The organism is Leucobacter japonicus (assembly GCF_001273855.1).
Classification (GTDB): domain Bacteria; phylum Actinomycetota; class Actinomycetes; order Actinomycetales; family Microbacteriaceae; genus Leucobacter; species Leucobacter japonicus.
This window is the reverse complement of sequence record NZ_JHBX01000104.1, coordinates 35462-53316: the sequence shown is the minus strand read 5'-3', so window position 1 is coordinate 53316 and position 17855 is coordinate 35462. Positions and strand designations below refer to the sequence as shown.

The following is a 17855-nucleotide window of genomic DNA, read 5'->3' as shown; positions in this document are numbered from 1 at the left end:
AGCACGAAGCACTTCGATGACACACTCACTCGATGAGCACCGCGGGGCGAGCGGTCGGCAGACGCCGGCCGCCGCCTCGTGGCGCATCGCCCTCGACGGGGTCTCCGTCACCTATCCGAACGGTACCCGTGCCCTGCACGATGTGTCGTTGACCATCGAGCCCGGCGAGATGGTCTCGATCGTCGGGCTCTCGGGATCGGGCAAGTCCACACTGATTCGCACCATCAACGGTCTCGTCGGCGCTGCCGGCGGCACCGCGACCGCCGGCAGCGTCACCGTTGGCCCGCACCGCATCTCCGAGCTGCGCGGTCGCGCGCTGCGCGAGGCGCGCGGACACATCGGCATGATCTTCCAGGCGTTCAATCTCGCCGAGCGCACGAGCGTGTACCGCAACACCCTCGTCGGCCGTTTTGCGCACTCGCCCGCCTATCGCACGCTGCTCGGGCTGCCGAGCGCCGAGGATCGCGACATCGCGCTGCGGGCGCTCGACTCGGTCGGCATCCTCGACAAGGTGTGGGTGCGCGCCGGTTCGCTCTCGGGTGGGCAGAAGCAGCGCGTCGCGATCGCCCGCGCGCTGTCGCAGCAGCCGAGCGTCATGCTCGCCGACGAACCCGTTGCGAGTCTCGACCCGCCCACCGCGCACGCCGTGATGGCCGACCTCGAGCGCATCAACGCCGAGCGCGGCCTGACCGTGCTCGTGAACATCCACCTCATGGATCTCGCCCGCCAGTACACGACCCGCATGATCGGGCTGCGCGACGGCCGCGTCGTCTACGACGGGCCCGCGGCATCGGCGACCGACGCCGACTTCGAACAGATCTACGGCCGACCGATTCAACCTCGCGACCGACTGGGGTCGCAGGCATGACGAGCGCGGCTCACACCGAGATCAAGACCGAGCTCGAGGCCCCGCTCGAGGTGCCGCCGCGCCCGCGCCACACGCTCCGCACGGCGCTGATCATCGCGGCGGTGGTCGGCTTCACCGTGCTCACCTGTCTGCCGGCGATTGGCGGCATCGAGCTCGACCTCGCCGCGATTGCGAAGAACTGGCGCAACGGCGTGACGAAGCTCGTGCAGCTGGCGCAGCCCAACTTCGCCTTCCTACCGCGCACCTGGGCGCCGCTCGTCGAGACGCTGCAGATGGCCCTGGTGGGAGCGGCCGCTGCGGCGGTGTGCTCGATCCCGCTCACCCTCTGGGCTGCGGCCCCCACGAACCCGAACCGTGTCACTCGCGGGCTCGTGCGCACCCTCAACAACATCAATCGCGCGGTGCCCGACCTCGTCTTCGCGACTGTGCTCGTGGCGATGGTCGGGGTCGGCGCACTGCCCGGTGTGGTGACGCTCTTCCTGTTCAACATCGGCATCGTCGTGAAGCTCGTCTCTGAGGCGATCGATGCGGCGGATCACCGCTACATGGAGGCCGGCCGCGCCGCGGGTGGCACGCAGTTTCAGATCAACCGCGCCACGGCACTTCCGCAGGCGTGGCCGCTGTTCGCGAACCAGTGGCTCTACGCGCTCGAACTCAACGTGCGCATCTCGGCCATTCTCGGCATCGTCGGCGCGGGCGGCATCGGGCGGCTGCTCGACGAGCGCCGCGGGTTCTACGCCTACTCCGATGTCTCGGTCATCATCCTCGAGATCCTCGTCGTCGTGATCGCCATCGAAGTGCTCTCCAACGTCATCCGCCGGAGGCTCGTATGAGCGCATCGCTCGACACTCGGCCCAAGGCAAGCCCTGCCATGCAGGCGTACGCGCCACTGCAGTTGCCGGCTCGGCCGTCGCGTCTCGCACCCACGGCGTGGGCGGTGGTCGCGGCGCTGGTGATCCTCGTCGCCGGAGGCACGCTGCAGATCACCTGGAGCGACCTCCCCGCCGTGCCGGGGCAGATCGCGCACTACCTCGAACTCATGTTCGCGTCGCCCAACTGGGAGAAGCTGCCGCGGGCGCTCTTCGAGACCTGGCGGTCGATCTCGATGGCGTGGATGGGAGCCATGCTCTGCGTCATCGTGTCGGTGCCGCTCGGCATGCTCGCCGCGCGCTCCGTCGGCCCGGCGTGGCTGCGCGCGCTGCTGCGCGGGGTGTTCGCCGTGATCCGTGCGGTGCCCGAGGTGATCATCGCCCTCGTGCTGCTTACGGTGACCGGCCTCACACCGCTCACCGGTGCCCTCGCGCTCGGCATCGCCGGCATCGGCACCCAGGGTAAGTGGGTGTACGAGACGGTCGAGTCGGCGCACGAAGGGGCATCCGAAGCGGTGCGCGCCGCGGGCGGGTCGACCGCCGAGGTGACCCGCTGGGCGATCTGGCCCGCCGTCGCGCCGGCGCTGCTCTCGTTCGCGCTGTACCGCTTCGAGATCAACATCCGCACCTCCGCCGTGCTCGGTCTTGTCGGGGCGGGCGGCATCGGAAGTATGCTGTCGAACTACACCAACTATCGGCAGTGGGACACGCTGGGAATGCTCTTGATCGTCGTCATCGTGGCGACGATGCTCATGGATACGATCTCGGGCGCGATTCGTCGCCGGATCATGAACGGAAGCAGGTAACGGTGGCCTGGCACGGAGCCCCCGACGCGCGCCCCAGCGCACGCATCGCCTCACTCGCCCCTTCACTGCAGCGCACCGAGCGCCGAGTCGTCGAGGCGATCGCCGCCGACCGCGAGCGCGCCGTCGCCTGCACCGCCCAGTCGCTCGCGGAGTGGGTGGAGGTGGGGCGCACCACCGTGATCCGCGCCGCGCAATCGCTCGGCTACGAGGGGTACCCGCAGCTGCGCGTCGCGCTCGTGCAAGAGCTCGCGCTCGAGGGCGCGGCGGCCGAGGCCGCGGGTGGTTTCGGCGGCGGCTCGGGCGGGGGAGATGGCGCCGGATCGGCGGCGGGCGACGCCACGATCCTCGGCGCGCTGCGCTCGCGCATCGGCCGCCTCGCCGCACGGCTCGACGACACCCTGGCGGCCCTCACCGTCGAGGGGGTCGACGCCTTCGTGCACGCCCTCGACCGCGCCGACCGACTGCTGGTGATCGCGAACGGGCTCTCGAGCCCGCTCGGGCTCGACTTCGCCATGCGCCTGAACTCGGCGGGCCGCTCGGTCGAGCAGTTCGCCGACCCCATGGCGCAGCAGATCGCCGCCCGCCAGCTCGGCACGGGCTCCGTCTGCGTCGTATTCTCGGGGTCGGGTGCGAACCGCGCCACCCTCGAGTCGATGGATGCCGCGAAACGGAGCGGCGCCCAGGTGCTCGCCATCACCTCGTTCGCGCGCTCCGCCGTCGACCGCCGCGCCGACGTCTCGCTCGTCGTGCCGCCCGTGGGGGGCAGCTTCCACGACGAGCTCATCCACACCTCGCGCGCCGCGCTCATGCTTCTCACCGAGCACCTCGTCGACGCGTTCGTCGAGCTGCGGGGCGAACGCGGGCAGGCGGCGCGGTCGGCGGTGCTCGACGTGCTCGCGGGCGCGCTCGAGGAGTAGTTGAGCGCGGGGAGCGCGGACTGACCCCTGGCGCGTACCGCTACCCGCCGAGGTGATCCCGCAGCGTGACGCCGGAGTACTCGCTGCGGAAGATGCCGCGCCGCTGCAGCTCAGGGACCACACCGTTCACGAAGTCCTCGAACGACGAGTGATAGAGCGCCGGCATGATGATGAAGCCGTCGGCCGCCTCGCTCTCGAACAGGTGCTGCAGCTCGTCGGCGATCGTTGCGGGCGAGCCGACAAGCTGCGGGTGCAGCTGATTCAGCGCCTGCTCGATCGCGAGATCCGCCACCGTGAACCCGCGCCGCTCGCTGACCGCGGCGAGCATGTCTTCGAACCCGACGCTGCCGGTCGCCCCGCGGTGGGCGGCGAGCACCTCGGTCGCCCGGGCCGCGGGGTCGAGCGACTCCGCATGCAGCAGTCGACCGAGCTTTTCGAGTGCGCCGGGCAGGTCGATCTGGGCGACGAGGGCCGCGAGCTTCGCCTGCGCCTCGGCATCGGTCCACCCGACCACCGGCTGCACGCCCTGCAGCACGCGGATCGCGTCAGGGTCTCTGCCGTGGTCGAGGCGCGCGCGATCCCGAATCTCGGTGCGCAGCTCACGCATCGCCTCGGGGGAGTCGCCGATCGCGAACACCACCTCGGCCCACCGAGCCGCGAACGCCCGGCCGCGCGGCGACGACCCCGCCTGCATGAGCACCGGAAACCCCTGTGGGCTCTGCGGCAGGGTCAGCGGACCGCGTGAGAGCGACCCCGCGACGCGGTGCACACGGGTGGCATCGGCGAACTCGCCGGTCGCCTGGTCGTGCACCAGCGCTCCAGGCTCCCAACTGCGCCAGAGCTCGACCACGGTGTCGACCACCGCGTCGGCGCGATCGTAGCGATCGGCCGGGGGAGCGATGCCCTCGTGCCCCTGGTTGCGCGCCTCGGCGTCGGTGGTCGAGGTGACGATGTTCCAGGCGGCACGGCCGTTCGAGAGGTGATCGACGGAGAGCAACTGCCGGGCGATCGTGTACGGCGGCACGAAACTCGTCGACACCGTCGCCCCCAGGCCGATGCGCGAGGTGGCCCCCGCGACGAGCGACACCTTCGTGATCGGGTCGAGATAGATGGCGCCCTTGCCCGCGGTTCGCAGCGTCGTTGCGAACCCACCCGCACCGTCTTCGGGCACCGCCAATGCATCCGCGAAGAAGATCATGTCGAAGCAGCCGCGCTCCAGCGTGCGCCCGAGGTCGGCGTAGAACGCCCCGCTCAGCCAGTCGGTGCGTCCGAGCGGGTTGCGCCAGTTCTCGGAGTACTGGCTCGTCGGCGGGTTCACCATGCCGACCAGGTGCATGCCGCGGCCGGTGCTGGTGCTGGTCATACCGTGAGCTCGGGAGCCGGGATGCCCGCGATCGACGGGCTATTGATCGAGACCGTGAGGTGCGTCACGACGTGCTGCACCGTGGCGCCCACGCCGATCCACGCGTTTGCGGCCGTCTCGAGCACCGCCGAGAGGTCGCCGTCGAGCCGGGTGGCGTAGTGATCGGAGCCGGAGTAGACGCCCTCGTGCTTCGCCTGCTCGATCGCCGCGTAGATCGGGGTCATGTGGTCGGCGGGCGCGGAGTCGGCACGCGAGCCGTGCGCTCCGTCGGCGCCGTGCGCGTCGAGCAGCGGGTAGAGCGACCAGTGCGCTCGGGCGCGCACCCCGGTAGGCGACAACGCGATGGGCGACGCAGCGAGCGCGTACACGCCGGGCGGCAGCGCGCACTGCAGCTCGCCGGGGCAGCCGCGCGACAGCAGAATCGCGGCCGAGAGATGCGCGCCGCTCTCCGCAGCCGCCGAGATCACGTCGCGCACGTACTCGAGCACCCGCTGTTCACTGCCGGTGATGAACGTCGAGATGTCGTTCGTCTCGACGGTGAGCCCATCAGCCGAGGCGCTTGCGAGGGCACCCAAGATGATCCGGACGTACTCGGAGTCGTACACGGAGAGTGTGAAGCGCGCCCCGACACCGTACTCCACGGGCGTCATCGGCTCGGTTGCGGCCTGAGCACCGGGTGCGGGTTGAGTGCCTGATGCGGGCTGAGGGATCGGTGCGGGCTGCGTGCTCGGTGAGGTCTGCGTCACGCAGCCCACCCTAGGGGACGAAGCGCGCCACTTGCGCGAATGTTGCTAGGGTGAGTGCCACACGGGAGTCCGGTAGGCCGGGCTGAGAGGAAAGTACTCAACTTTCGACCGTCGAACCTGATCTGGATCATGCCAGCGCAGGGAGACACTCTACGAACCCGTGCCCCATTCACCACAGAAGGGCACGCTTTCATGCGCAACCACCCCACCCATCCACGCCGCAATATGCGCCGGATCGCCACAGGTCTCATCGCCGCGGCGCTCGCCGCAGGGCTCGCGAGCTGCTCCACCGCAGCCGACGCGAACGACTCGGCGAACTCTGGCTCCGACGGAGCGACCCCGGTCACCTTCGCGCTCGACTGGGCGCCGAACACCAACCACATCGGGATCTACGTCGCCGACGAACTCGACTACTTCGACGATGCCGGGCTCGACGTCGAGATTCTGCCCTACGGCACGACGTCGGCGACGCAGCTCGTCTCCGCGGGCGAGGCCGACTTCGGCATCGGCGGGCAGCCGGGCGTGCAGACGGCGCGCACCGCTGGCCTCGACCTCGTGTCGGTGTACCGCGTCACGCAGATCGACTCCGGTCGCATCGTCGCGCTCGCCGGCCGAGACGATATCACCCGACCGAAAGACCTCGACGGCAAGACGTTCGGCGGCTTCGGGGCCCCCTTGTACTCGGCACTCGCATCGTCCACGATCGCGGGTGACGGTGGCACCGGCGACTTCACCGAGGTCACGCTCGACACCGGTGCCTACGAGGCGCTGTCGCAGGGCCGCATCGACTTCACTCTGTCGGTGGCGACCTGGGAAGATCTGCAGGCGAAGATCGACGGGCACCCGTACCGCGAGTTCAGCTACCAGGATTTCGGGGTGCCCGAGCAGCAGTCGACGGGCATCGTCTCGAGCGAGGCCTACCTCGATGCGCACCCCGACGAAGCCCGCGCGTTCGTGCAGGCGGTCGCCCGCGGGTACGCCTACGCTGCCGAGCATCCGGAGGAATCCGCCGATCTGCTCATCGAGGCGAACCCCGACACGCTCGGCACCGCGACCGAGCTCGTGCACCAGAGTGCGAAACTGCTCGCCGACGAGTACTTCACGTCGCCCGACCGCGAGATCGGTGCGGCGAACCCTGAGGCATGGAACGCATTCGGCGCGTTTCTGGTCGATGGCGGCTTCCTGACCGACGCCGACGGCTCGACGGTGACCGAGGCGCCCGACTGGAGCGACTACTACACCGACGAGTACCTCGAGTGACCTTCGCCCGAGACGCGGTGAGCGTGACGGTGCGGCGGGTGCTCCCGCCCGCCGTCGCGCTCGTCGCGCTGCTCGGTCTCTGGCAGTGGGTCTCGGTCTCGGGCATCGTTCCCTCCGAACTGCTGCCGTCGCCTACCCGTGTCGCGTCGTCCGGGGCCACCGAACGCGGCGCGCTTCTGCACCATGCCCTGCCGACGCTGCTGGCGACGCTCACCGGGTTCAGCCTCTCGGTCGTGGTGGCAGCGCTCACCGCAACGGTGCTCGACTTCTCACGGGTGCTCCGATCAGCGTTGCTGCCGTTGTTGATCGTCAGCCAGACTCTTCCCCTCATCGCGATCGCGCCCCTGGTGGTGCTCTGGTTCGGGTTCGGGCTGGTGCCGAAGATTCTGCTCGTCGCATTCGTCACCTACTTTCCGATGGTCGTGGGTTTGCTGCGCGGTTTCGCGTCCGCCGACCCCGACGCCGAGCAGCTCCTGCGGTCGATGGGGGCGTCGCGCGTTTCGGTCTTCCGTCTCGTGCGGCTGCCCTCGGCCATGCCGTCCTTCTTCTCGGCGCTGCGCATCTCGATCACCTATGCCGTGGTCGGCGCGATCTTCGCCGAGTACGCCGGGGCCGTCGCGGGGCTCGGCGTGTACATGCAGTCGGCGAAGAATGTCTTCCGCACCGACCTCGTGCTCGCCGCCGTGGGCGTCAGCACCGCGCTGACGCTGGCGCTCTTCGGGCTCGTCGTGCTCGTCGAGCGCGTCGCGCTGCCGTGGATGCGCATCGACCGTGGCGAGCCGGCGGGTGCGCGATGACGGCGGGTTCCGGCACGGCGACGCTCGAGCTCGCGTCCGTCGAGAAGCGCTTCGGCGAGCGCCGCGTGCTGGCCGACGTCTCGTTCACGCTCGACCCGGGTGAGATCGTCGCACTGGTCGGTGCCAGCGGCAGCGGCAAGTCGACACTCCTCTCGCTGCTCACGGGCGCGCTCCCGCTCGACGGCGGCGAGATCAGGTACGACGGATCCCCACTGCCGTCACCGCGCCCGTTCGCGTTCATGCCGCAGCGCGACGCCCTGCTGCCGTGGCGGCGCGTGGTCGCGAATGCCGCGATCGGGCTCGAAGTGCAGGGAGTATCTCGCTCCGAGGCCCGACAGCGGGTGACGGCGCTCCTCGCACCGTTCGGGCTTGCCGACGCGGCCGATCGGTATCCGCGGCAGCTCTCGGGTGGCATGCGGCAGCGGGTGTCGTTTCTGCGTGCGGTCGTGCAGGATCGCCCGATCCTGCTGCTCGACGAACCCTTCGGGGCGCTCGACGCCATCACGCGCGATGAGCTGCAGCGCTGGTTGCTCGACATGTGGGACGTGCACCGCTGGAGCATCCTGTTCGTGACGCACGACATTCGGGAGGCGGTGCGATTGGCCGACCGGGTGATCGTATTTGCCAACCGGCCCGCGCCCATCGCGGGGTCGGTCGAAGTCAGTCGAGACATTCCGCGCGACGAACGGTTTCTCGTCGACCCTCGGGTGCCCGCGCTCGAAGCGGAACTCCATGCGCTCTTGCGGGCTCAGGCGTCGCGATCGAACCCCATGGCATAGGCGCGTTCGGGCAGTCGCACGAGCGGAGTGCGCATCGCCGTGCGCATCGCAGCGGCGATCGTGCCCGTGACCGGCCGGGGCCACGGGCGCCCGAGCGCGGTGTTGAGCCCGGCGAGTCGCCCGGCCGTGCGTGCCGACGCGAGTCGGTTGCGCTCCCAGTGCGCAAGCGCGTGCGGTTCGTCGACCAGAGCGTGCGCGTGGAGGCGCGCGAGCACCGGGGCGAGGGTCACCGCATCGAGCAGACCGAGGTTCATGCCCTGACCCCCGATCGGGCTGACTTCGTGGGCCGCGTCACCGATGGCGATGACGTAGCCGGATCCGGCGCCGTGCTGCGCCCACGGCCCCGAGACCATGCGCGAGAGCAGCACGCGCCGGATGCCGAACCCGGTTGCCGCCGTGACCCGCGATGCCAGCTCGGCACGCCCGATCCGCTCGAGCACGGCAGCCGCCAGTCGATCGACATCGGCGGCTTGCGCGGCGCGCGCCAGTGGCCCGGCGAGATCGACCTCGCCGGTGCGGTCACCGATCTCAGCGTCTCCGATATCAGCGCCAGCGCTCGTCAGACGCCCGCGTCGTTCCCGCGCCTCGTGCGGGCCGGCGGCGGTGACGCGCGCGACCAGTCGCCGACCGCCGTTCGGCAACGGGAACGATTCGGCGACACCGCTCGCCCCCAGCGTGATGACCGCCGTGTGCTCGGGTTCTCCCGGAGCATCGGCGAGGTCGGTCATGAGATATCGGTCAGCGTAGGCGTGCGCGCGCACGGGGAGAAACCCGCTCAGCAGTTGCCGTCCGCGGGCGCCCGCCGCGACCACGACCGTGCGCGCGGCCCACACGGTGGTGTCGCCCGCGGCGTCTTCGGCGCGCACCCGCATGAGGTCGCCCGCGGCGTGCACCCCGATGACCCGCATTCCGCGGAGGGGCTCAGGGGCGATCGCCGCGAGCGCCGCCTCCGTGACCTGCTGCGGAGCCGCGGCGATGAACGGGAAGCGCGGGTGCCGACGATCGAATCGCACCGTCGCGATCGTGCGCCCGGCTGCGCGGGCCATGCCCCGAGGAATGCGGGCGGCACCCTCGAGAATGCGTGCGGTCGCCCCGCTCGGCTCGAGCGCTGCGAGCACGGGCGGATGCACCCCGATCGCCCGGCTGCCCGGCGCTGAGTCGGTGCGACGCTCGATGAGCAGCGCTTCCACGCCGAGCCGCCGCAGTTCGGCGGCCAGGAGCGTGCCGCTCGGCCCCGCACCGATGATCAGCACCTCGTGCACCCCGGGGGCCTCGCGTTCGGCACTCATGGGTTCACGCCCGCGCCGTCTCGAGCCGGGCCATCGCCCGCTTCGGCCGATGCACGGCGAGCAGCCGGAACGGTCCGACTCGCTCCATGTGCCAGTTCGCGGGCAGTGCTTCCGAGAGCTCAGCGGGCCGGTAACTCCGCCGAATGCTACGCAGGCCGTCGACGCGCAGCAGCGTGCCGGGTGACACCGGCGCAACGCCTACGGAGAACGCGGCGTAGGCGAACCGCCCGCGTGCGATGTCGGAGTGCACGGCGAGGCGATCCGCCAACCGCTCGGAGTCGGCGAGCAGCGCCTCGAGCGCCGGCGTCTCAAGGTGGTGCAGCAGATGATTCGAGACCACCACGTCGAAGCGCGCCCCCGATGCTGCGAGTTCGTCGCTGAAGCACTCCCGGTAGCGCACGCCGTCGAGCGGCGCTGCGGCGCGAGCGACGGCGATGGCACGCGGGTCGGGATCGATGCCCAGGCCTGAGACGCGGTAGCCGTCGCGTCGCGCCCAGCGCACCAGGCGGCGCAGCACATCACCGCCTCCGCAGCCGATATCGAGCAGACGCTGCTCCGCCCCGCCCGTGGCGCGCGCAGCCGAGAACGCGGGGCGGATGTGTGTGCGGTACACCCGACCCCAACGCGCGACGGCGGAGTTCACGATGCCGAAACGCTCGAGCGTGCGCCGCAATTGCGCCGGCTCGCACTCGGGGTCGTCCATGATCTCGCGCAGCTGCGTGTTTCGCCGGTCGAGCTCGGAGAGCTTCATGTCGAACGCGCCGCCCGCCGGGTGAACCGTGCGGTTTCGACGGTCAGCCCTGGGCCGAAACACAGCCCAGCGATGCTCGCGCCATCGTGCAGCGCGTCGTCGGCGAGGATGCGCTGCAGAATGAACAGGATCGTCGCGCTCGACATATTGCCGTAGTCGCGCAGCACGCCGCGTGAGACCTGCATCGCCGATTCCGGGAGGTCCAGCCCGCTCTCCACGCGATCGAGCACGCTGCGCCCGCCGGGGTGCACGGCCCACGCGTCGACGCCGTGCGGCTCGGCGCTCTCCGCGCCCGCAGCGTCATCGGCGAGCATCGGCCCGACGACGCCGGCGATCTCGCGCCCGATGATGCGCGGCACGTTCGCCGTGAGTCGCATCTCGAACCCGTGGTCGCCGATGGTCCAGTCCATGTCGGCCTCGCCCTCCGACGTAATCGCCGTCGAGAATGCGCCGACCTCGAGCGTGGGCGTCGCGCGGTGGTGCGGGAATGGGTCTGACGCGACCACCGCAGCGCCCGATCCATCGCCGAACACGGCCGAGGCGACGATCTGCTCGGGATCGCGTGACGAGCGGATATGCAGCGAGCAGAGCTCGGTGCAGACGACGAGGATCACCGAACCGGGCTGGGCGTCGGCGATGCGGGTTGCGGCGCGCAATGCCGGGAACGCCGCAGCGCAGCCCATGAAACCGATGTGGGTGCGTTCCGCGCTCGTCGGAATGCCGAGGTTGCGCACGAGCAGGTAGTCGGGGCCCGGTGCGAAGAATCCGGTGCACGACGCCGTGACCACGTGCGTCACGTCGGCTGCGGCAACGCCGGCCCGGTCCAGTGCGTCGCGGGCGGCGCGCTCCGAGAGCGGGGGCGCCTCCCGGCGATACACGAGATTCCGCTCGCCGGTCGACGGGGCCCGCAGCACCTCGCGATCCTCCGTGAACAGCTCGGCGTGCGAAAACGAACCATCATCGTCATCGAGCCCGCCGATAACCGAGTAGCGCGACTCGATCGCCGATTGATCGAAGGCGGCCGAGATGAGTCTGGCGGCGAGCCGATCGACCCCGGGCTGGGCGGCGAAGAAATCCCGGGCGCGGGATTGGGCCAGACGAGCGCGCGGCACTGCGGTGCCGATTCCGAGAATCTGCGTGACCATGGGGACAACCTAGCCCCGAGCACTGACTTTGCCCAGGCCTTGACGTGGGGTGCACGGGCCGGCGGACACTGGCTGCGGCGCGCATTGCGGAGAAAGCTGGGAACTTACTGCACGTTCGCGGTGTCCCGCAACCCACTATCGCTTCCGCTCCGAACGATCAACACTGGGGAAACCAGGTGATGCGCGCGGCGTCGACACGTCAGTCCCACGGCGAACATCACCGCAACAATGAAGGAGAACGTCGTGAAGAACTCACCCAACCGCATTCTCGGAGTGATCTTCGGTGCGGTCTATGTATTGGTCGGTCTGCTGGGCTTTGCCGTGACCGGGGGCGTTGGATTCATCGCTACCGAGGGCGGACTGCTGCTCGGCATCTTCGAGGTCAATCCGCTGCACAATATCGCCCACCTGTTGATCGGTGCCGTGCTGCTGCTCGCCGGTCTCGCGAACGTGCGCGCGGCGAAGGGCGTCAATGGCACCGTCGGTGCGGTCTACCTGCTGCTCGGTATCGTCGGCTTCTTCATCGCGAACACCGCGGCGAATATTCTGGCGCTGAACACGGCTGACCACATTCTCCACCTCGGCAGCGCGTTGGTGCTGCTCGCCGTCGCGTTCGGCGCCGATAAGCAGGTGGCTCCCGCTGCGCCTCGCGCGGCAATCTGATCGTCGCTCCGTTCTGAACGGTGCGGTGTACCACCGCACCGTTCATCACCGTCGAATGATTCGAGGTTTCTGATGATTCGCGCACTGTGGCCGGCTCTGGCATCGTTCGGAGCCGGCCTCGTGTGGTTCGCGACCGCGGCCGGGTCACCCCTCGCCGTCGCGATCCCCGTCGGCGCCCTGGGGGCACTGCATCTCGTGTGGGCCTTCGCGGTGCTGCGCGCCGAACGCGTGGTGATGCCCCGCGCTTCAATTGCCGGAGGGCTCGTCGGCCTGGTGGCCGCTGCGTTCCTCCTACTCACCGGGCCTCTGGCGCTCGTGCCGTTTCTCGCGCTCTTCATTTTTCAGTGGTCGATCGCGATCGCCGCGGTGATCGAGGTGCGGCGGGGGAGTGCGGCACGCGAGGGGAATCGCGGAACGCGCCGCGCGGGCGTGTTCGCCCTCGCGCTCGTCATTCAGGCCATGTTGGTCGCGGCCATCGCGACGCCGGCCCTCGCCGCGAGCGAAGCCGGCGAGTTCGCGGTGCCGCACGGCACCTTCCACCACGGCGGGCACTGACGAGTCGGTGAGGCTCGCGCACCCCCGGTCTCGCTCTGGTGTGCGCCCTCGGTGCGCGTCCTCGGTCTCAGCCGACGGTGACGCCGGGCAGCTGCGCCAGCTGTTCCGTGCGTAGCACGGCGCTCATCGGCACGGCCCCGAGGCGGGGCTGCTCAGCCGCCGCGATCGCGGCGTGTGCGGCGATAATGCCCGTCGCCCGTGACTGGCCTGATCCGGTGGCGAGGCGGTGCTTTCCGGTAGCGCGGTCGATCGCACGAATCTCCCAGCGCTCATCGCCGATATGGGGAGCGCGGGCCACGAGCGAACGCAGCGCGGGCACCCGCCCGACCAACCCGAGTGCCGCCGTTGCGAGACGGCTGCCCGTCGAGAGGTAGCTGCGAATTGCGGGGGTCGCACCGGTGGGGGGTGGGGTCGCCAGCAGCACCTGGTCCGGGAAATCGGCCCGCAGGAAGCGGCGCGGCCCGATCGCTGTGGGCAGCGTGCGCGACTCGATGAAGTTCTGCACGGGGTGCGGTTCTGGTGCCCCGTAGACCGCGCGACCGGCCAAGCCCGCGGTCCATGCGAGGGCCGCGGGCCCGTGCACCTCGCCGGCACCCAGGGTCACGGCGACGTCGATCTCGGGTGCGCTGACCGTCAGCGCGGTCGCCCTCGAACGGGCGTGCGCCTCCAGCAGATCGGCGACGAGCGCGGTGCTGAGCCCGGGCGCGATGCCTGCCCCGAGCACCACGGTGGGCCCGGGCTCGGGTGCTGCTGCGCTGGATGCTGCGGCGCGGGTCCCTGCTCTGCTCGCCGCGGCAAGCTCGTACAGGTAGGCGCCCGTCGCCGAGATGTCGACGAAGGGCGTGCCTGCAGCGGCGAGCACGCCGGCGATCTCGGCGCGCTCGATGCCCGAGGCATTGATGACGACGTCGTGCTGCCTCGCGGCCGTGCTGAGGGCGGTGAGGCCGTGCGTCGCTCCGAGGTCGATGCGTGCCGCCGGGTCGTCTGCGCGTCGGCTCGCTGCGGTGAATCGGTGACCGGTGCGGGTGAGTTCCTCGGTGATGGCTCGGCCGACGGCTCCGCTCGCGCCGATGACGAGCGCGGAGACGGTGCGCCGAGGGGAGTCGAGACGTGCGTGATCGGCGGATGGGGTGGGGTGCTGAGACACGTGGCTGCTGCCTTTCCTGCGCCGCGATCGGGGCGCTTCGCTGATCCAAATGATTATTTGCAAACGGATCGTTGGGGAAACGGTACCTCCCCAACGGTCCGTTTGCAAATGCTCGTTTGCAGATTCAGGCGCGCGCTGGATAGAGTGGTCGCATGGCGTGGGATACGCAGGCGACACAGCGCAAACTGCTCGAGGCGGGGGTGCGCCAGTTCGCGCTGAACGGGTTCGCCGGTACGACCATGGACGCGATCGGGCGCGACTCGGGCGTCAACAAAGAGCGGGTGTACCAGTACTTCGGCAGCAAACGGGCGTTCTTCTCCGCAGTGCTCACCGACCGGTTGGATCACCTGCTCGACAGCGCCCCGATCGAGGGCAGCGGCCCCGACGCGGCCGCGAACTACGCGATCGCACTATTTGATCGCTATCGCGAGTCGCCCGAGCTCGCCCGATTGCTCGCCTGGGAGAGTCTGGAGCTCGAAGAGCCCGCGGCTCCGAGCGATCGACGACTGTCGTGCGAGGCGCAGGCGGCGTCGCTGGTGCGGGCGATCCCGACGCTCGACGCTGCCGGTGCCGAGCAACTGCTCCTCACCATCGTCACCCTCGTGACGGGGTGGTGGACGCTCGAGCGACTCGCCGAACTCGTGCTCGGGCCCGGCAGCAGCGCCGAAGACCGGCGCGAGGCACTGCGGCGACAGGTTGCCGTGCTCGCCGAGGCATCGACCGCGTAGGGTGGGGGCAGACCCGCCTGCACGGGGCGCGGCCGAAAGGAGTGCACCATGACTGGCATCGACGAACTGGCCCAGACCGGCGGCGCGAGTACGCTCCCGTGGGTCATCACCGCGATCGTCGTCATCGCTCTCGCGGCGGCGCTGCTGATCTTCGGTGCGGTGCGCAAGCGGCGAGCGGCGGCGCTCGCCGAGGCGGCTGCGGGATCACCGGGCGTCGTGAGCACCGCGGGTGGTGCGGTGGATGCCGCGGACCCGCTCGGGCTGCACAGTCCGGCTGATCCGACGACCCCGAGCGATCTGACGACGCCGAGTGATCCGGCGGATCCGACTGACCCGAGCGGCTCCACCCGGTAGTCGTCGCTTGCGGCTTCGCTGCATACGCAGCCTTGAGTGCACTCACAGAAACTGTATTGCTGTCGTAACATGCCTTCGCTAGCGTGAGGTCGTGGTCCACTTGGGCCACGACCTCGACCTGACGAGCGCACCGCAGCGCTGCCCTGCGCTCGTCGAGAAAGCGTGACCCATGCAGCTCACCTCTCTGTGGCGTGCTCCCCAGCGCGCCCATCTCCGAACGCGGAGGCGTACCCGCGCGATCGCCCTGGCCGCCAGCCTGGCACTGACAGCTCCACTGGGCCTTGTGCTCGGTTCCTCCGCGGTGCAGGCGGCGGAGCCCATTGACGGCGGGCAATCCATCGGCGATTCGCTCTTTACGGGCATCGGCAATACGGGCTATGACGTCAGCCACTACGACGTGCAGTTGCGCTACGTGGCCGACGGGTCCATCACCGCGACCACGACGATCACGGCGCAGGCGCCCGAGGCGCTGCGATCCTTCTCGCTCGACTTCGAGGGACTCACTGTCGATTCGGTACTGGTCAACGGCAACGCTGCGACGTTCACGCGTACCGAGGATCCGGCGACGAGCGCGTACAAGTTGATCATCACGCCGACGGCACCCGTCGTTGCGGGAGAATTCACCGTCGCGGTGTCGTACTCGGGCACCCCGGTCACGCACACTGACCCCGACGGGTCACCGGAGGGCTGGGTGCCGACATCAGACGGAGCCACTGCGCTCGGCCAGCCAGTCGGCACGATGACCTGGATTCCGAGCAACAACACCCCGGCGGACAAGGCGACGTTCGACTTCGCGATCACGATCCCGACGCAGATCGGCGGCAAGGACGCCGCGGCCGCGAGTAACGGCGAATTGATATCGCGTACTCCGTCAGGTGACGGCAGCGAGACGACGTGGGTGTGGCAGCAGCAGAAGCAGATGGCCACGATGGTCACCATGCTGTCGATCGGCAACTACGACGTGCACGAATCGTCGGTGACCCTGACCGATGGTCGCGTGATTCCGGAGTGGTCGTTCGTCGATTCGTCGGTGCGGCAGTCGCTGAAAGACACGATCGCGACCCGGCGCGGGCAGATCCAGGGCATGATCCAGTTCCTGGAAACGAAGTACGGGCCGTACCCCGGCAACAGCACCGGCCTCGTATTCGACGTGACCAGTCTCGGCTATGCGCTCGAGACGCAGGATCGCTCATACTTCGAAGGCGGCGTCAGTGTCAGCACACTGGTGCACGAACTCGCGCACCAGTGGTTCGGCGATGAAGTGAGCCCCGCCGACTGGAACAGCATCTGGATCAGCGAGGGCATGGCCACGTACTCGTCGGCGATGTACGCCGAAGAGGTGCAGGGTTCCGCGACCACGACGGCGACCAGGTACTTCAACTCATGGAACGCGACTGATGCCGCGAATTCCGACTGGGCGACACCTCCGGGTGGCATGACCGACCCGGCCGATCTCTTCGGGTGGCAGGTCTACAACCGCGGCGCGATGACGTTCGAGGCCCTGAAGCAGGCGCTCACTCCGCCCGTGTACAACGAACTCATCAAGACCTGGATCGCCGACAACGCCGGAACCAGCCAGACGACGACGGAGTTCCGCGCACTCGCCGAAGAACTTTCGGGGCGCGACCTGGGCGGGTTCTTCCAGGACTGGATCTTCGACGCCGACAAGCCGGCCTGGCAAGAAACGCTCGATCTTGCGCTCGCGAGTGACCCCGCTGGGAGCCAGGTACCCGTGGGGTCCGACGTGAGCTATACGCTCACCGCGCTGAACACCGGCAAGGTACCCGCGGTCGGGAGCGTCGTCTCCGTCGATCTGAGCGCGCTTCCCACTGGCGTCGTCGTCGATGCGGCGACGCTGCCGGCCGAGCTGTCGCTCGCGGGGGATCACCTGACGTGGACGGTGCCCGAGACCGGACTGGGGGCGACGGCTACGGTGTCGTTCGTCGTCCACATCGGCGAGCGGGCACACGGTGCAGCGTTCGAGGTGGCGGCGCGTGCGGACACGCTGGGTGTGACGTGCACCTCGTGCTCGGTCGCGCACTCGACTGCTGCACTTCCCCCGATCACCGAGGACGACCTCACGGAAGAGACCCGCGGCGGGGTCGAACCCCCGGCGACCGCGAACCCGGGGCAGACGATTACGGTGACACTGCCGAGCGACGACTACGACGGTGAGACGTTCAGCGCGGTGCTGTTCTCTGATCCGATTGAGCTCGGCAGCGGCCCGGTGACCGGCAACACCTTCGCGGTGACGATTCCGAGCGATGCGGAACTGCGCAGCCACAAGCTCGCCATTCGGTCTGCGGTCGGCGAATTGATCGGTTGGGGCGACGTCGAAGTCGCTGCCGCTCCGAGCGCAGTTGATGCTGCTGCGGATGCCGATGGCGGAGCCACCGCCGGAGCGACAGCGGGAGCGACCGCGACCGCCACTGCCACGGGAACCGCGGACGCGGGTGCCGGTGCCGGTGCCGGTGCAGATTCGGGAGCGGGTGCCACGGGCGGGGCCACTGGCGCCGCAGCTGCAGGCAGTGATGCTGGCGCGGCCGGATCGGGTGCGGCGGGCTCGGGCACCGCTGGTTCGAACGCCACGAGTGCTTCCGGCGCGAAGAACGGTCTCTCGGTGACGGGGTCGTCGGGAATGCTGCCGTGGGTGCTCGGGGCAGGCGCCATCGTGGTTCTTGCGGCGGGTGCGCTCCTCGTTGCCGCGGGGCGTCGGCGACGGTCAGCCGTGACTGGCGACGCGGCAGGAGTCGATGACCTCCTGGGGTCGGCTTCGGAGAACTCACGACCGTAGCCCTCGGGGTGGGAGCGCCGCGGT

The 17855-nt window shown here is 69.6% G+C and carries 18 protein-coding genes and 1 riboswitch; of the genes, 12 read left to right on the top strand and 6 right to left on the bottom strand.

Features of this window, described 5'->3' with window-relative positions; translation table 11 throughout:
* Positions 1 to 16: 16 nt before the first annotated feature.
* The 4 genes from phnC to AMS67_RS04780 are packed head-to-tail and all read left to right on the top strand — an operon-like array spanning position 17 to position 3460.
* Positions 17 to 868, top strand: a complete 852-nt coding sequence (gene phnC, locus AMS67_RS04795; protein ID WP_053386352.1) for a phosphonate ABC transporter ATP-binding protein — start codon at positions 17 to 19, stop codon at positions 866 to 868.
* Positions 865 to 1701: a phosphonate ABC transporter, permease protein PhnE gene (phnE, locus tag AMS67_RS04790; RefSeq protein ID WP_053386351.1), complete on the top strand. Its 837-nt coding sequence runs from the start codon at positions 865 to 867 to the stop codon at positions 1699 to 1701. The genes phnC and phnE (AMS67_RS04790) overlap by 4 nt, the downstream gene beginning before the upstream one ends.
* The gene (phnE, locus tag AMS67_RS04785) at positions 1698 to 2543 is read left to right on the top strand and encodes a phosphonate ABC transporter, permease protein PhnE (protein WP_156316543.1); all 846 of its coding nucleotides are present in this window, start codon (positions 1698 to 1700) and stop codon (positions 2541 to 2543) included. The genes phnE (AMS67_RS04790) and phnE (AMS67_RS04785) overlap by 4 nt, the downstream gene beginning before the upstream one ends.
* Positions 2544 to 2545: 2 nt before the next feature.
* Positions 2546 to 3460 (top strand): MurR/RpiR family transcriptional regulator, encoded by a 915-nt coding sequence (locus AMS67_RS04780; RefSeq protein WP_053386350.1) that lies wholly within the window; start codon positions 2546 to 2548, stop codon positions 3458 to 3460.
* Between the two features lie 40 nt (positions 3461 to 3500).
* Here AMS67_RS04780 and AMS67_RS04775 read toward each other — a convergent pair whose 3' ends face one another.
* Both AMS67_RS04775 and AMS67_RS04770 read right to left on the bottom strand, forming a co-directional pair.
* The gene (locus AMS67_RS04775) at positions 3501 to 4823 is read right to left on the bottom strand and encodes an NtaA/DmoA family FMN-dependent monooxygenase (protein WP_241487990.1); all 1323 of its coding nucleotides are present in this window, start codon (positions 4821 to 4823) and stop codon (positions 3501 to 3503) included.
* Positions 4820 to 5569 carry a YkoF family thiamine/hydroxymethylpyrimidine-binding protein gene (locus AMS67_RS04770; RefSeq protein WP_241487989.1) on the bottom strand — a complete coding sequence of 250 codons (750 nt, stop codon included), beginning with the start codon at positions 5567 to 5569 and terminating at the stop codon, positions 4820 to 4822. The genes AMS67_RS04775 and AMS67_RS04770 overlap by 4 nt, the downstream gene beginning before the upstream one ends.
* Positions 5570 to 5620: 51 nt before the next feature.
* A riboswitch (TPP riboswitch) is annotated at positions 5621 to 5730 on the top strand.
* Between the two features lie 31 nt (positions 5731 to 5761).
* Between AMS67_RS04770 and AMS67_RS04765 the strand changes: the two genes are divergently transcribed.
* The 3 genes from AMS67_RS04765 to AMS67_RS04755 are packed head-to-tail and all read left to right on the top strand — an operon-like array spanning position 5762 to position 8405.
* On the top strand, positions 5762 to 6829 hold the full coding sequence (locus AMS67_RS04765; protein ID WP_053386348.1) for an ABC transporter substrate-binding protein: 1068 nt from the start codon (positions 5762 to 5764) through the stop codon (positions 6827 to 6829).
* Positions 6826 to 7626, top strand: a complete 801-nt coding sequence (locus AMS67_RS04760) for an ABC transporter permease (RefSeq protein WP_241487988.1) — start codon at positions 6826 to 6828, stop codon at positions 7624 to 7626. The genes AMS67_RS04765 and AMS67_RS04760 overlap by 4 nt, the downstream gene beginning before the upstream one ends.
* Entirely contained in the window at positions 7623 to 8405 is a 783-nt protein-coding gene (locus AMS67_RS04755; RefSeq protein WP_053386347.1) for an ABC transporter ATP-binding protein, read from the top strand. Before AMS67_RS04760 ends, AMS67_RS04755 begins: the two co-directional genes overlap by 4 nt.
* Here the strand turns inward: AMS67_RS04755 and AMS67_RS04750 are convergent.
* The 3 genes from AMS67_RS04750 to AMS67_RS04740 are packed head-to-tail and all read right to left on the bottom strand — an operon-like array spanning position 8375 to position 11590.
* On the bottom strand, positions 8375 to 9694 hold the full coding sequence (locus AMS67_RS04750) for an FAD-dependent oxidoreductase (protein ID WP_053386346.1): 1320 nt from the start codon (positions 9692 to 9694) through the stop codon (positions 8375 to 8377). The genes AMS67_RS04755 and AMS67_RS04750 overlap by 31 nt on opposite strands.
* Before the next feature lie 4 nt (positions 9695 to 9698).
* Complete coding sequence (locus tag AMS67_RS04745) at positions 9699 to 10445, bottom strand: methyltransferase domain-containing protein (RefSeq protein WP_053386345.1); 747 nt, start codon at positions 10443 to 10445, stop codon at positions 9699 to 9701.
* Positions 10442 to 11590, bottom strand: coding sequence for a type III polyketide synthase (locus AMS67_RS04740; RefSeq protein WP_053386344.1), 1149 nt, complete (start codon positions 11588 to 11590; stop codon positions 10442 to 10444). Before AMS67_RS04740 ends, AMS67_RS04745 begins: the two co-directional genes overlap by 4 nt.
* 243 nt (positions 11591 to 11833) lie before the next feature.
* Between AMS67_RS04740 and AMS67_RS04735 the strand changes: the two genes are divergently transcribed.
* Both AMS67_RS04735 and AMS67_RS04730 read left to right on the top strand, forming a co-directional pair.
* Positions 11834 to 12253 carry a DUF4383 domain-containing protein gene (locus tag AMS67_RS04735; RefSeq protein ID WP_053352458.1) on the top strand — a complete coding sequence of 140 codons (420 nt, stop codon included), beginning with the start codon at positions 11834 to 11836 and terminating at the stop codon, positions 12251 to 12253.
* 72 nt (positions 12254 to 12325) lie between these two features.
* The gene (locus AMS67_RS04730) at positions 12326 to 12808 is read left to right on the top strand and encodes a hypothetical protein (RefSeq protein ID WP_053386343.1); all 483 of its coding nucleotides are present in this window, start codon (positions 12326 to 12328) and stop codon (positions 12806 to 12808) included.
* 67 nt (positions 12809 to 12875) lie between these two features.
* Here AMS67_RS04730 and AMS67_RS04725 read toward each other — a convergent pair whose 3' ends face one another.
* Positions 12876 to 13955 carry an NAD-dependent epimerase/dehydratase family protein gene (locus AMS67_RS04725; RefSeq protein ID WP_053386342.1) on the bottom strand — a complete coding sequence of 360 codons (1080 nt, stop codon included), beginning with the start codon at positions 13953 to 13955 and terminating at the stop codon, positions 12876 to 12878.
* Between the two features lie 152 nt (positions 13956 to 14107).
* On the opposite strand from AMS67_RS04725, the gene AMS67_RS04720 reads away from it, so the two are divergent.
* The 3 genes from AMS67_RS04720 to AMS67_RS04710 all read left to right on the top strand — a co-directional run bounded on the left by AMS67_RS04720 (position 14108) and on the right by AMS67_RS04710 (position 17831).
* Positions 14108 to 14683: a TetR/AcrR family transcriptional regulator gene (locus tag AMS67_RS04720; RefSeq protein WP_053386341.1), complete on the top strand. Its 576-nt coding sequence runs from the start codon at positions 14108 to 14110 to the stop codon at positions 14681 to 14683.
* A gap of 48 nt (positions 14684 to 14731) precedes the next feature.
* A complete protein-coding gene (locus AMS67_RS04715) occupies positions 14732 to 15037 on the top strand; it encodes an LPXTG cell wall anchor domain-containing protein (RefSeq protein WP_053386340.1) in 306 nt (101 codons plus the stop codon).
* A 169-nt stretch (positions 15038 to 15206) separates the two neighbouring features.
* The gene (locus AMS67_RS04710; RefSeq protein WP_082305299.1) at positions 15207 to 17831 is read left to right on the top strand and encodes a M1 family metallopeptidase; all 2625 of its coding nucleotides are present in this window, start codon (positions 15207 to 15209) and stop codon (positions 17829 to 17831) included.
* Positions 17832 to 17855 lie beyond the last annotated feature (24 nt).

Coding starts and splice junctions, on each gene's coding strand:
- AMS67_RS04715 (WP_053386340.1), top strand. CDS start 14,732: ATGACTGGCATCGACGAACTGGCCCAGACCGGCGGCGCGAGTACGCTC.
- AMS67_RS04730 (WP_053386343.1), top strand. CDS start 12,326: ATGATTCGCGCACTGTGGCCGGCTCTGGCATCGTTCGGAGCCGGCCTC.
- AMS67_RS04740 (WP_053386344.1), bottom strand. CDS start 11,590: ATGGTCACGCAGATTCTCGGAATCGGCACCGCAGTGCCGCGCGCTCGT.
- AMS67_RS04720 (WP_053386341.1), top strand. CDS start 14,108: ATGGCGTGGGATACGCAGGCGACACAGCGCAAACTGCTCGAGGCGGGG.
- phnE (WP_156316543.1), top strand. CDS start 1,698: ATGAGCGCATCGCTCGACACTCGGCCCAAGGCAAGCCCTGCCATGCAG.
- AMS67_RS04765 (WP_053386348.1), top strand. CDS start 5,762: ATGCGCAACCACCCCACCCATCCACGCCGCAATATGCGCCGGATCGCC.
- AMS67_RS04745 (WP_053386345.1), bottom strand. CDS start 10,445: ATGAAGCTCTCCGAGCTCGACCGGCGAAACACGCAGCTGCGCGAGATC.
- AMS67_RS04775 (WP_241487990.1), bottom strand. CDS start 4,823: ATGACCAGCACCAGCACCGGCCGCGGCATGCACCTGGTCGGCATGGTG.
- AMS67_RS04750 (WP_053386346.1), bottom strand. CDS start 9,694: ATGAGTGCCGAACGCGAGGCCCCCGGGGTGCACGAGGTGCTGATCATC.
- phnC (WP_053386352.1), top strand. CDS start 17: ATGACACACTCACTCGATGAGCACCGCGGGGCGAGCGGTCGGCAGACG.
- phnE (WP_053386351.1), top strand. CDS start 865: ATGACGAGCGCGGCTCACACCGAGATCAAGACCGAGCTCGAGGCCCCG.
- AMS67_RS04755 (WP_053386347.1), top strand. CDS start 7,623: ATGACGGCGGGTTCCGGCACGGCGACGCTCGAGCTCGCGTCCGTCGAG.
- AMS67_RS04710 (WP_082305299.1), top strand. CDS start 15,207: ATGCAGCTCACCTCTCTGTGGCGTGCTCCCCAGCGCGCCCATCTCCGA.